We start from the raw sequence: 12,795 nt of genomic DNA on the forward strand, positions 1-12,795 counted from the left end.
TGATGCAATGCGCGATAAACATCCCCGCGCGACTACGAAATCCCGGCGGCGCACTACGAAATAGCGGTGCTCCCGCCACCTTCAACTAATCCCCGCGAAACTCCCGCCGCCACGCGCTGGGCGACGTTCGAAACGCGTCCGCGAAATGCTGCCGCAGCGAAGCGGCCGAGCCGAATCCGGCGCCCGTCGCGATCGCTTCGACCGACGCGTCGGTGCTTTCCAGCAGTTGTTGCGCCCGCGCGAGCCGCTGCGCGAGCACCCACGCGCCGACGGTCGTGCCGGTCGCAAGCCGGAACCGTCGCGTGAAGGTGCGGCGGCTCATCAACGCTCGCGCGGCGAGTGTGTCGAGCGTATGCGGCGCGGCCAGGTTGCCGCTCACCCAGTCGAGCAGGCCAGACAGACGATCGCCGCGCGGGTTCGGCGGCATCGGCTGCTGCACGTATTGCGCCTGACCACCCTGGCGATGCGGCGAGACGACCAGCCGGCGCGCGACGTGGTTAGCCACCCGCGCGCCGCAAATCTTGCGCAGCACATGCAGGCAGCAGTCGAGGCCGGCGGCGGTGCCGGCCGAGGTCAGCACGTTGCCGTCGTCGACGTACAGCACGTCGGGGTCCAGCCGCACGCGCGGGTAGCGGCGCGCGAAGTCGTCGGCCCAGGCCCAGTGCGTCGAAGCGGGCCGTCCATCGAGGATGCCCGCCGCGGCCAGCACGAAAGCGCCGAGGCACAGGCCGACAAGCAGCGCGCCGCGCGCATGCGCGGCCCTCAGCGCGTCGAGAAGCGCGGCGGACGGCGTTCGTCGGGATCGCGCCAGCTCGGCACGATGATCGTCTGCGCGTCGGCAAGCGCTTCGAGTCCGTGCGTGACCGCGATCGAGAAGCCCGCGGTCGTCGCGAGCGCGCCCGTCTCCACAGCGCAGACGCGGAAGTCGAACGCGGGGACACCGCCGCCGCGGCGGTCCTCGCCGAACACGACGCACGGCACCGACAGATGGAACGGGCTGATGCGATCGAACGCGACGACGGCGACGACGTGGCGCGGCGCCTGATCGGAGATATCGTCGGAAGATGCGAAGTTGGTCATGCCGCCCGCCTCATTCATGAATGCCAGAAGTATGGCCCGATTCTAGCGAAGCTTGTCATTTGGGCCGCTGTCGGCGGACGGGCAGCGGAGCAACAATGCCGTCATTGCCGTCGCGCCGCGGCCATCTCGCCGGGCGCGCGCCATCGACCGCTTTTCTGACAAGGAGCCCTGCCATGAACACACCTGCGCCGCGCCGTGCGCTGATCGTCATCGACGTGCAGAACGAATACGTGAGCGGCGACCTGCCGATCGAATTTCCGGACGTGCGCACGTCACTCGCCAACATCGCTCGCGCGATCGATGCGGCGCGCGCCGCCAGCGTGCCGGTCGTCGTCGTGCAGAACGTCGCGCCCGCCACCTCGCCGCTGTTCGCGCGCGGCAGCGCGGGTGCGGAACTGCACACGGTCGTGAGCTCGCGCGCTCATGACCATTTCGTCGAGAAGTCGCTGCCGAGTGCATTCGCCGGCACCGATCTGGCCGACTGGCTCGCCGCCCGGCAGATCGATACGCTCACCGTTACCGGCTACATGACTCACAACTGCGATGCGTCGACGATCAACCACGCGGTGCATGCCGGCCTCGCCGTCGAATTCCTGCACGACGCGACCGGCTCGGTGCCGTATGAAAACAGTGCAGGCTTCGCGAGCGCGGAGGAGATTCATCGCGTGTTCAGCGTGGTGCTGCAGTCGCGCTTCTCGGCGGTTGCGAGCACCGACCAGTGGATCGCGGCGCTAAACAGCCGCGCGCCGCTCGAGCGCGGCAACATCTATGCGTCGAATCAGGCGGCGCGAGCGCGCCGTGCGGTTGCCTGAACCCGGCGCGGGGGGCGGGTGGGCCGTTCCACAAATGAAAGCGGGCGGTTCACCGAACCGCCCGCTGTGCCAATCCTCAACCCTTGCGCGCCTTCTACGCCGCCTTTCTGCGCAACGCCGGACTGACGCGCAAGCCGTCGAACATCACTTCTACCATCTGCTGCGCGTGCGCGCCGAAGTCGGTCGCGTCGGGCAAAAACAGCATGTCGCGCAACGAGCCGCCGACGAACGCGTGCACCATCGCCGCGGCAAGTTTCGTGTCGAGGTCGGCGGGCATCTGGCCTTTCGAGATCGCGTTGCGCAGACCGCCCTCGAGCTTCGCGAGCCCCTCGCGCATATTGGTCTGATAGCGTTCCATCACCGGCCCCATCTCTTCGACCAGCTCGCACTTCAGGAACAGGATGTCGAACACGCGGCGACGGCGGGGATCGTTGGCGGTGTCGCGCAGGCAGACCACACAGATTTCCATGATGCGCCCGAGCGGATCGGTTTCGTTGGGATCGAGCGATGCCGCCTTCAACTCGTCGAGCGGCAGCAGCACGCGGTCGAACATTTCGGTGAAGAGCTCGCTCTTGTGGGCGAAGTGCCAATAAATGGCGCCGCGCGTCACGCCTGCGGCCTGGGCGATATCGGCCAGCGACGTGCGCGATACGCCCTTCTGGAAGAAGATCCGTTCGGCCGCATCGAGAATGCGGTTGCGCGTCTCCAGCGCCTCTTCTTTGGTTCTTCTGACCATATTGGTATGACCTGCGCTGATCCTGGGGTTTATGCGGGCGTTTTTAAGTCGGCCTGATGACAATTTGACTATTTCTGCACCAAATTGCGACGCGAATTTGCGGCCCCCGATCCCTGGAAGATATAAACGCACTTTTACATGCATTCGTGAATGTATATATAATAGCACCCCACGATCGGATAGCCCAAGCCGTGACGACCGGTTAATATCCGTCACTGTTGTCTTCCAAAACGCTATCGCAGCCGTCAAACGGCGGTGCTGTGCGGCATTCCCCGGTATGGCGCATTAGTAGCAGGGTGCCCTGCAGGCGCAGGTTTGCATCCGTGGGCTTCCGGTTGAGCGTCGAGAGACGCCTGTGTGCGCTGTCGTCCCCGGGGTAGGGATGCGCGCACTTTTTCATTCTCAGTCTTTGACAGAGGTCGCTCCATGCGCGTCGAACGGGTTTCATTCCGCTTAATCAGTGCCGCGACGGCTGCCATCTTGCTGGCGGCGTGCGGACCAAAACAATCTGCCCCGCCGCCCCAGACGCCCGAAGTCGGCGTCGTCACCCTCCAGCCGACGACCGTGCCCGTCGTCACCGAACTCCCCGGTCGTACCAGTGCCTTCCTCGTCGCGCAAGTGCGCGCGCGGGTCGACGGCATCGTGCTGCGCCGCGAGTTCACCGAGGGTAGCGAGGTCAAGGCCGGTCAGCGTCTGTACAAGATCGATCCGGCGCCCTTCATCGCGTCGTTGAACAACGCGAAGGCATCGCTTGCCAAGGCGCAGGCGAACCTCGTGACAACCACCGCGCAGGCCAGTCGCTACAAGGTGCTGGTCGCGGCGAACGCGGTCAGCAAGCAGGACTACGACAACGCGGTCGCCGCCGAAGGCCAGGCCGCCGCCGACGTCGCCGCCGGCAAGGCCGCGGTCGATACCGCGCAGATCAACCTCGGCTATACCGACGTGACCTCGCCTGTAACCGGCCAGATCGGCGTGTCGCAGGTTACGCCGGGCGCCTTCGTGCAGCAGAGCGCGGCCACACTCATGGCCACGGTCCAGCAGCTCGATCCGATGTATGTCGACCTCACGCAATCGAGCCTCGATGGTCTGAAGCTGCGCCGCGACATGCAGGAAGGGCGTCTGAAGACGACCGGCCCGGGCGCCGCGCAGGTCACGCTGGTGCTGGAGGACGGCCGCATCTATTCCGAGAAGGGCAAGCTGCAGTTCACCGACGTGACCGTCGACCCGGGCACCGGCTCGGTCACGGTGCGCGCGATCTTCAAGAACCCGAACCACGTGCTGCTGCCGGGCATGTTCGTGCGCGCGAAGATCGAAGAGGGCGTGAACCAGAACGCGCTGATCGTGCCGCAAGTCGGCGTCACGCACGACCAGAAGGGTCAGCCCACCGCGCTCGTCGTCGGCAACGACAACAAGGTCGAGCTGCGTCAGCTCGTCACCACGGGCACCTTCGGCTCGTACTGGGTGGTGTCGAACGGCCTGAAGCCGGGTGACCGCGTGGTCGTCCAGGGCACCGACAAGGCGCGTCCCGGCCAGCAGGTCAAGCCCGTGCCGGCGCAACTGCCCGGCACCCCGGCTTCCGACGCGGCCGCTGGCGGCGCCCAGACAGGTCAACCCGCGGCTCAGCCTGCCTCCGCCGCTTCGGGCGCGTAATAACAGGGAGCCCGCCTCATGGCAAAGTTCTTTATTGATCGCCCGATTTTTGCATGGGTGATCGCCATCATCCTGATGCTCGCGGGTCTCGCGTCGGTGTTCACATTGCCGATCGCGCAATACCCGACCATCGCGCCGCCGGCCATCCAGATCAGCGCAACCTATCCGGGTGCTTCGGCGGAGACGGTGCAAAACACCGTCACGCAGGTGATCGAGCAGCAGATGAGCGGTCTGGACCACCTGCTGTACCTCGCGTCGACCTCGGACGACTCGGGCACGGCCACCATCACGCTGACGTTCGCTGCCGGCACCAACCCTGACATCGCGCAGGTGCAGGTGCAGAACAAGCTGCAGCTCGCCACGCCGCTGCTGCCGCAGGCGGTGCAGCAGCTCGGCACCCGGGTCACGAAGTCGAGCAGCAGCTTCCTGCTGGTGATGGCGTTCGTGTCGACCGACGGCAGCATGAGCAAGTACGACCTTGCGAACTACGTCGCGTCGAACATCCAGGATCCGATCAGCCGTATCGACGGTGTGGGTACGGTGACGCTGTTCGGCTCGCAGTACGCGATGCGGGTCTGGCTCGATGCCAACAAGCTGAATAACTTCAGCTTGACGCCGCTCGATGTCCAAGCCGCGCTGCAGGCGCAGAACGTGCAGGTCGCGGGTGGCGCGCTCGGCGGCACGCCGTCGGTGCCGGGCCAGGTGCTGCAGGCCACGATTACGCAGGCCACGCTGCTCAATACGCCCGAGCAGTTCGGCAACATTCTGCTGAAGGTGAATCAGGACGGCTCGCAGGTGCGTCTGCGCGACGTGTCGCACATCGAGCTCGGCGGCGAAAACTACAACTTCGACACCAAGTACAACGGCCAGCCGACGGCAGGCTTCGGTATCCAGCTCGCCACGGGCGCGAACGCGCTCGCCACCGCGAAGGCGGTGCGCACGAAGATCGCCGAACTGTCGAAGTACTTCCCGCACGGTCTGGTGGTGCAGTACCCGTATGACACGACGCCGTTCGTGCGCCTGTCGATCGAGGAAGTGGTCAAGACGCTGCTCGAAGGTATCGTGCTGGTGTTCCTCGTCATGTACCTGTTCCTGCAGAACCTGCGCGCCACGCTGATCCCGACGATCGCGGTGCCGGTGGTGCTGCTCGGTACGTTCGCGATCATGAGCGTGGTCGGCTTCTCGATCAACGTGCTGTCGATGTTCGGTCTCGTGCTCGCGATCGGCTTGCTGGTGGACGACGCGATCGTGGTGGTGGAAAACGTCGAGCGGGTGATGCAGGAGGAGGGCTTATCGCCTCGCGAGGCAACCCGCAAGGCGATGGACCAGATTACCGGCGCGCTCGTCGGCGTGGCGCTCGTGCTGTCGGCGGTGTTCGTGCCGGTGGCGTTCTCGGGCGGTTCGGTCGGGGCGATTTACCGGCAGTTCTCGCTGACGATCGTCGCGGCGATGGTGCTGTCCGTGCTCGTCGCGTTGGTTCTGACGCCGGCGCTGTGCGCGACGATCCTGAAGCCGATTCCGAAGGGTCATCACGAAAAAGCCACCGGCTTCTTCGGCTGGTTCAACCGTACCTTCAACAGGAGCCGCGACAAGTATCACTCGGGCGTGCACCACGTGATCAAGCGCTCGGGCCGCTGGCTCATCATCTATATGGTGGTGATCTTCGCGGTGGGCCTGCTGTTCGTGCGCCTGCCGAAGTCGTTCCTGCCTGACGAAGACCAGGGCACGATGTTCGTGCTGGTGCAAACGCCGTCGGGTTCCACGCAGGAAACCACCGCGCGCGCGCTGAAGGACGTGTCGGACTACCTGCTGACCGACGAGAAGGCGATCGTCGAATCGACCTTCACGGTGAACGGCTTCAGCTTCGCGGGTCGTGGCCAGAACGCGGGTCTGGTGTTCGTGCGGATGAAGGACTACGCGCAGCGTCAGCATGCGGACCAGAAGGTGCAGGCACTGGTGCGGCGGCTGTTCATGCACTTCAGCGGCTACAAGAACGCGGTCGTGTATCCGGTCAATCCCCCGTCGATTCCTGAACTCGGCACCGCGGCGGGCTTCGACTTCCAGTTGCAGGACCGCGGGGGCATCGGTCACGCGAAGCTGATGGAAGCGCGCAACATGCTGCTCGGTCTGGCGGCGAAAGATCCGACGCTCGCGCAGGTGCGTCCGAACGGCCTGAACGATACACCGCAGTTCAAGGTGAGCATCGACCACGAGAAGGCTTCGGCGCTCGGCGTGTCGCTCTCCTCGATCGACCAGACGTTCTCGATCGCCTGGGCCTCGGCGTACGTGCAAAACTTCCTCGACACCGACGGCCGGATCAAGAAGGTGTACCTGCAGGGCGACGCGCCGTTCCGGATGAAACCGGAAGACGTGAATGCCTGGTTCGTGCGCAATGGCGCGGGCGCGATGGTGCCGTTCTCGGCCTTCACGAACACCGCGTGGACCTTCGGTTCGCCGAAGCTCGAGCGCTACAACGGTATCCCGTCGGTGGAAATCCAGGGTGCGGCCGCGCCGGGCAAGTCGACCGGTCAGGCGATGGTGGCGATGGAGCAGATCGTCACCAAGCTGCCTGCGGGTGTCGGCTACGAGTGGACGGGTCTGTCGCTGCAGGAGCGTCAGTCGGGCTCGCAGGCGCCGATCCTGTACGGCATCTCGATTCTCGTCGTGTTCCTGTGTCTCGCGGCGCTGTATGAAAGCTGGTCGATCCCGTTCTCGGTGATCATGGTGGTGCCGCTCGGCGTGATCGGCGCGCTGCTGGCCGCGACGCTGCGCGGACTCGAGAACGACGTGTTCTTCCAGGTGGGTCTGCTGACCACCGTGGGTCTGTCGGCGAAGAACGCGATTCTGATCGTGGAATTCGCGCGAGAACTGCAGCAGAGTGAAGGCATGGGGCCGATCGAGGCCGCGCTCGAAGCGGCGCGTCTGCGGTTGCGACCAATTCTGATGACCTCGCTCGCGTTCATTCTCGGCGTGCTGCCGCTCGCGATCAGTAACGGCGCGGGCTCGGCCAGCCAGCACGCGATCGGTACCGGCGTGATCGGCGGCATGTTGACGGCGACCTTCCTCGCGATCTTCATGATCCCGATGTTCTTCGTCGTGATTCGCGCGAAGTTCGGCGGTGAGAAGGAAGACCCGGACGAGGCGCTGCGCCACTACGAACAGCACCATCCGCACGATCCGCAAGGCGGCGCGACGGGTGGCACGACCGACGGGTCGAATGGCAATGGCTCGGGCAAGGATGGGCATTGAGATGCAAAAACACTCTTTGATTGCAGTGGCAGTCGCGCTGCTCGCCACGGGTTGCACGCTGGCGCCGCATTACCAGCGGCCCGCGGCGCCCGTAACGGCGACCTTCCCGACCGGCGGCGTGTACGACCAGCAGCCGGGCGCGCAGGGCGCGCGCAGCGCGGACGGCCAGGCCGCCGCCGACATCGGCTGGCGCAACTTCTTCGTCGATCCGCGTCTGCAGCAGCTGATCGAAATCGCGCTGAAGAACAACCGCGATCTGCGTGTGTCGGTGCTGAACATGCAGGCGTCGGCGGCGCAGTACCGCATCGTGCGCGCGGGTCTGTTCCCGACGCTCGACGCCGCGGCTTCGCAAAGCAGATCGCGCACGCCGAAGGATCTGACTTTCACCGGCGTGACGATCTCCAACACGTATTCGGTGGGCTTGAACGCGTCGTGGGAAATCGACTTTTTCGGGCGCGTGCAGAGTCTGAAGGATCAGGCGTTGGCCAAGTATCTCGGCACCGCGCAGGCGCGCAAGGCCGCCGAAATCGCGCTGGTCTCGCAGGTGGCGAACCAGTACATGACGGTGCTCGAACTGGACGATCTGCTGAAGGTCACGCAGAACACGCTGGTTACGGCGCAGGAGTCGTATCGCATCACCAAACTGCAGTTCGACAACGGCACGGGATCGGAACTCGATCTGCGCCAGTCGCAAACGGTCGTCGAGACCGCGAGCGCGAACCTGCAGTCGCAGATGCGTTTGCGGGCCCAGGCCGATAACGCGCTGGTGCTGCTGATCGGCGAGCCGTTGCCGGCGGATCTGTCGCCAGGCCTGCCGCTGAGCGACCAGAATCTGCTCACGGATATTCCGGCGGGCCTGCCGTCCGATCTGCTGACGCGTCGTCCGGACATCATGGAAGCCGAGGAGAATCTGCTCGCGGCCAACGCGAACATCGGCGCGGCGCGCGCCGCGTTCTTCCCTAAGGTCACGCTGACGGGGAGCGCCGGCACGTTGAGTCCCACGCTCGGCGGCCTGTTCAAGCCGGGTTCGGCGGCATGGAGTTTCGCGCCGTCGATCACGCTGCCGATCTTCGAGGGCGGTCAGAACATGGCCAATCTCGATCTCGCCAACATCGAGAAGAACGTGCAGATCGCCACCTATGAAAAGGCGATCCAGACGGCCTTCCGTGAAGTGGCGGACGGACTGGCCGCGCGCGGCACCTACGATGAGCAGATCGCGGCGCTCGAGCGGGATGTCGCGGCCGAGCAGCGCCGGCTGGATCTGTCGACCCTGCGTTACAAGAACGGGGTCGACAGCTATCTGTCGGTGCTGACCGCGCAGACCGCGCTGTACGTGGCTCAGCAGGCGCTGGTGACCGCGCGCATGGAGCGTCTGCAGAACCTGGTCACGCTGTATCAGGCGCTCGGCGGCGGCTGGATCGAGTACAACGGCGACCAGCCGCGTCCCGCCGACGCACCGGTCGACTACGGTGCGGCGAGCGCGCCGGTCGCGGCATCGGCGGCCACCGCGGGGTGAGCCCGGCAGGTTGATGAAACGCTGAAGCAAAACAAAAACGCCACGGCATGCCGTGGCGTTTTTGTTGATGCGCGGCGTTCGTTGCCGCTCGGCGCGTCAGCGACGCATCAAACGCTCAATGCAGATCCGCCGCCCGCAGCATCTCGTTGCCCTGCGGCTCGCTGCCCGCGCTATTGTCGAGATCGTGCCCGGCGCGGCGAAGCTCGCTCTTCGCCTTCTTCTCGCTCTTCACGCCGTTGAAGATCAGGTTCAGCACGACCGCCGACACCGACGCAAGCAGAATCCCGCTGTGCAGCAGCGGCGACAACGCCGGCGGCAGTTGCGAGAAGAAGTGCGGCGACACCACCGGCACGAGGCCGAGCCCGATGCTGACCGCGACGATGAACAGGTTGTGCTGATTCCTGACGAAGTCGACTCGCGACAGCACCTTGATGCCGTTCGCCGCGACCATGCCGAACATCACGATGCCCGCGCCGCCGAGCACGACCGCCGGCACCGACGCGACCACCTGCGCCATCTTCGGAAACAGTCCGAGCAGCACGAGGATCACGCCGCCCATCGCGCAGACGAAGCGGCTCTTCACGCCGGTCACGCCGATCAGCCCGACGTTCTGCGAGAACGACGTATGCGGGAACGAGTTGAAGATGCCGCCGATCAGCGTGCCGAGACCATCGACGCGCAAGCCGCGCACCAGCGTTTTCTGATCGACCGGACGATCGACCATGTCGCCGACCGCGAGGAACATGCCGGTCGATTCGATGAACGTGACGAACATCACGGTGACCATCGTCGCGATCGACAGCGGATCGAAGCGCGGCAGACCGAAGTGGAACGGCATCACGAAGCCCACCCACGGCGCGTGCATGACGCCGTCAAGGTTGACGCGGCCGAGCATCAGCGCGATCGCGAAGCCCGCGACGATACCGAGCAGCACCGAGATATTGGCGACGAAACCCCTGGCAAACTTGTTGATCAGCAGGATCAGCGTCAGCACGAGCAGCGACAGGCCGAGGTAGACCGGATTGCCGTATTCGGGATTGCCGACACCGCCGGCCGCCCAGTTGATCCCGACTTCCATCAGCGACAAACCGATCACCGAAATCACGACGCCGATCACGACCGGCGGGAAGAAGCGCAATAGCTTGCCGACCGCGGGCGCGAGCAGGATACCGATCACGCCGGCCGCGATCGTCGAGCCGAAGATGTCGAGCAGGCCGAGCGAAGGATTGGTGCCGATCGCGACCATCGGGCCGACGGCCGCGAACGTGCAGCCCATGATGACCGGCAGGCGGATGCCGAAGATCCACAGTCCGAGCGTCTGGATCAGCGTGGCGATGCCGCAGGAAAACAGATCGGCGCTGATCAGAAAGGCGACCTGATCTTTCGGCAGCTTCAGTGCGGCGCCGATGATGAGCGGCACCGCGACCGCGCCAGCGTACATGACCAGCACGTGCTGGATGCCGAGAGTAAGCAACTGGCCGGCCGGTAGGCGCTCGTCGCACGGGTGAACCGTGTTCGCTTGCATATCGTCTGTCTCCACCATCTCGTTTTGGGATGACTCCAAGGTATCGGGGACGAAAAGTCGCAACAAGACCATACGTGGCTATTCCGGCATTCCCGGCGACGATATGCACAGGCCTATTTTGAAAGGCAAATCAAAGCCGCGCGTGGGACGGATCGGCAGCGCAGCGGCGGCAAGCCCTATGCGGCGGCGATTGCCGGCGGTGCGTCGCGTGCGCGGCGCGGCTTCGTCGCTGGCGGGGATATGTGTGAGAATCAATGGCGTGTATCACGCTTCATGCATAGTCCTGTTTTGACGACGCTCGCCGCACGAGGGGGTTAACCCGCGAATGGGCTTCTTTCCGCGAGTTTTTCGACCCGTTCGCCGAACGTTCGCGGTGTCGCGGCGGCCTGGTTTATTTGCTTCGCTTGCATGTCTCGTCGCCAGCCTCGCTGGCTCCTTCCTCATCGTCATTCCAACGTCCCTGCGCTCATGAGTTTTCTCGGCATCGACCTCGGCACCGGCTCCCTGAAAGCGGCAATCGTCGACGAACATGGACGCGAGCAGGCGGTATCGAGCGTCGCGTATGCGCTGGTTACGCCGCACGCGGGTTGGGCCGAAACCGACGTCGAGACGTGGTGGAACGCGCTCGTCGATGCGATGGCGGGCCTGCCGCGCGAGCTGCGCGATGGCGTGCGCGCGATCGGCTTCTCCGGTCAGATGCACGGCGTCGTGCTGCTCGATGCAAGCGGCGCGGCGGTGCGGCGCGCGATGCTGTGGCCCGACTCGCGCGCGCTCGCCGTGCTCGACGCATGGGCGGAGCCGCAACCGAATCCGGTCGCGCCCGGCATGGCCGGTCCTCTGCTGCGCTGGCTCGTGCTGCATGAACCGGAGGCCGCGCGCCGCACGCGCTGGGCGCTGCAGCCGAAGGACTGGCTGCGCGTCGCGCTCGGCGGCGCGTGCGTAACCGATGCGTCCGACGCGTGCGCGACCGCGCTCGCTAATCCCGCCGGCGCGTGGGACACGGCGCTGCTGGAGCGGCTCGAGATTCCGCGCGAGTGGTTCGCGCCGCTGGCGTCGTCGTATGCGGCGTCGGGCGCGCTGTCGCCGCAGGCCGCGCAGGCACTCGGTTTGCGGGCCGGTATCGTGCTCGCGACCGGCGCCGCGGACACACCGTGCGCTGCGCTCGGCAGCGGACTCGCGCAGGACGGCGACGCGCTGCTGACGACCGGCAGCGGGGGACAGATCGTCGTGCTCGCGAACGACGAACCGGCGCCGCTGAAGGGTTTGCATCGCTATCGGGCGGCGAGCGATCACTGGTATCGGATGGCGGCGATGCAGAACGTCGGCATCGCGTTGGAGCGGGTGCGCGGGTGGCTGTCGTATGAGTGGGCGCAGGCTTACCGCGACGCATTCGGCGATGCCGCTGATGCAGCCGCCGATGCAACGGGTCACGCCGCGTCGACGCTGACTTTCCTGCCGTACCTGACCGGCGAGCGCACGCCGTGGCTGAACCCGCAGGCGCGCGGCGGCTGGCTCGGTTTATCGCTCGAGCACACGCGCGGGGCGATGATGCGCGCCGCGTTCGAAGGTGTGGCGTTCTCGTTGCGCGCCGGGCTCGACGCGATTCGCGCGAGCGGCGCACCGGTGACGGCGCTCAAGCTCGCGGGCGGCGGCTCCGTCGATGCACGCTGGCGGCAACTGCTCGCCGATGCGCTCGACGTCGAGCTGCACGCGGTCGATTGCCCGAACGCGGCACCGCGCGGCGCGGCGATCCTTGGCGGCCTCGCGTGCGGCCACTGGCTAACGCGCGATCTCGCCGCGCTCGCGCCGGGCGCGACGCGCGTCGCGGGTCCGCGAGGTGATGCGGCCCTTGCCGAACGGTATGCGCGCTTCGTCGAGCTGTACGGCCGGGTCGAGCCGTGGTTCGGCGGCGGGGCGCCACGCGAAGCGCAGTAGCAGCGGCGGCGCAGCCTTCGCGCGCTATGCAATACCATTACGCTTTTCGCGCGCCACGTGGTCGCCGGGCACGCGATGCCCATTTCGCATTCACGCACTCACGCACTCACGGACTGGGAGGAGGATTGACGATGAAGAGCAAAGCAGCAATCGCATGGAAAGCAGGCGCCCCGTTGACGATCGAGGAAGTCGAACTCGAAGGCCCGCGCGCCAGTGAGGTCCTGATCGAGGTGAAGGCGACGGGCATCTGCCATACCGACTACTCCATCACGCACCGTCTGCCGCTCGAGCG

Annotated in this window: 7 protein-coding genes and 2 pseudogenes; 6 read left to right on the forward strand and 3 right to left on the reverse strand. The window is 65.8% G+C overall.

Annotation, left to right across the window (positions count from 1 at the left end; all coding sequences use genetic code 11):
- Nucleotides 1-85: 85 nt before the first annotated feature.
- Nucleotides 86-1,080, reverse strand: a pseudogene (locus G5S42_RS01075) (helix-turn-helix domain-containing protein).
- Nucleotides 1,081-1,253: 173 nt separating this feature from the next.
- On the opposite strand from G5S42_RS01075, the gene G5S42_RS01080 reads away from it, so the two are divergent.
- Entirely contained in the window at nucleotides 1,254-1,892 is a 639-nt protein-coding gene (locus tag G5S42_RS01080) for an isochorismatase family protein (protein WP_176105153.1), read from the forward strand.
- A gap of 94 nt (nucleotides 1,893-1,986) precedes the next feature.
- On the opposite strand, the gene G5S42_RS01085 is transcribed toward G5S42_RS01080, so the two are convergent.
- Entirely contained in the window at nucleotides 1,987-2,628 is a 642-nt protein-coding gene (locus G5S42_RS01085) for a TetR family transcriptional regulator (protein WP_176110258.1), read from the reverse strand.
- Between the two features lie 426 nt (nucleotides 2,629-3,054).
- Between G5S42_RS01085 and G5S42_RS01090 the strand changes: the two genes are divergently transcribed.
- Genes G5S42_RS01090 through G5S42_RS01100 form a run of 3 tightly spaced genes read left to right on the forward strand, consistent with a single transcriptional unit; the run spans nucleotide 3,055 to nucleotide 9,043 of the window.
- Complete coding sequence (locus G5S42_RS01090; protein WP_176105154.1) at nucleotides 3,055-4,278, forward strand: efflux RND transporter periplasmic adaptor subunit; 1,224 nt, start codon at nucleotides 3,055-3,057, stop codon at nucleotides 4,276-4,278.
- Between the two features lie 18 nt (nucleotides 4,279-4,296).
- Entirely contained in the window at nucleotides 4,297-7,527 is a 3,231-nt protein-coding gene (locus G5S42_RS01095) for an efflux RND transporter permease subunit (RefSeq protein ID WP_176105155.1), read from the forward strand.
- 1 nt (nucleotide 7,528) lies between these two features.
- Nucleotides 7,529-9,043 carry an efflux transporter outer membrane subunit gene (locus tag G5S42_RS01100; RefSeq protein ID WP_176105156.1) on the forward strand — a complete coding sequence of 505 codons (1,515 nt, stop codon included), beginning with the start codon at nucleotides 7,529-7,531 and terminating at the stop codon, nucleotides 9,041-9,043.
- A gap of 115 nt (nucleotides 9,044-9,158) precedes the next feature.
- On the opposite strand, the gene G5S42_RS01105 is transcribed toward G5S42_RS01100, so the two are convergent.
- Complete coding sequence (locus G5S42_RS01105; RefSeq protein WP_176105157.1) at nucleotides 9,159-10,568, reverse strand: nucleobase:cation symporter-2 family protein; 1,410 nt, start codon at nucleotides 10,566-10,568, stop codon at nucleotides 9,159-9,161.
- Between the two features lie 468 nt (nucleotides 10,569-11,036).
- Between G5S42_RS01105 and G5S42_RS01110 the strand changes: the two genes are divergently transcribed.
- Nucleotides 11,037-12,503 (forward strand): xylulokinase, encoded by a 1,467-nt coding sequence (locus tag G5S42_RS01110; protein ID WP_176105158.1) that lies wholly within the window; start codon nucleotides 11,037-11,039, stop codon nucleotides 12,501-12,503.
- 131 nt (nucleotides 12,504-12,634) lie between these two features.
- Nucleotides 12,635-12,766, forward strand: a pseudogene (locus G5S42_RS43990) (S-(hydroxymethyl)glutathione dehydrogenase); the annotation flags it as partial.
- Nucleotides 12,767-12,795 lie beyond the last annotated feature (29 nt).

This window comes from Paraburkholderia youngii (genome assembly GCF_013366925.1).
Taxonomy (GTDB): Bacteria; Pseudomonadota; Gammaproteobacteria; order Burkholderiales; family Burkholderiaceae; genus Paraburkholderia; species Paraburkholderia youngii.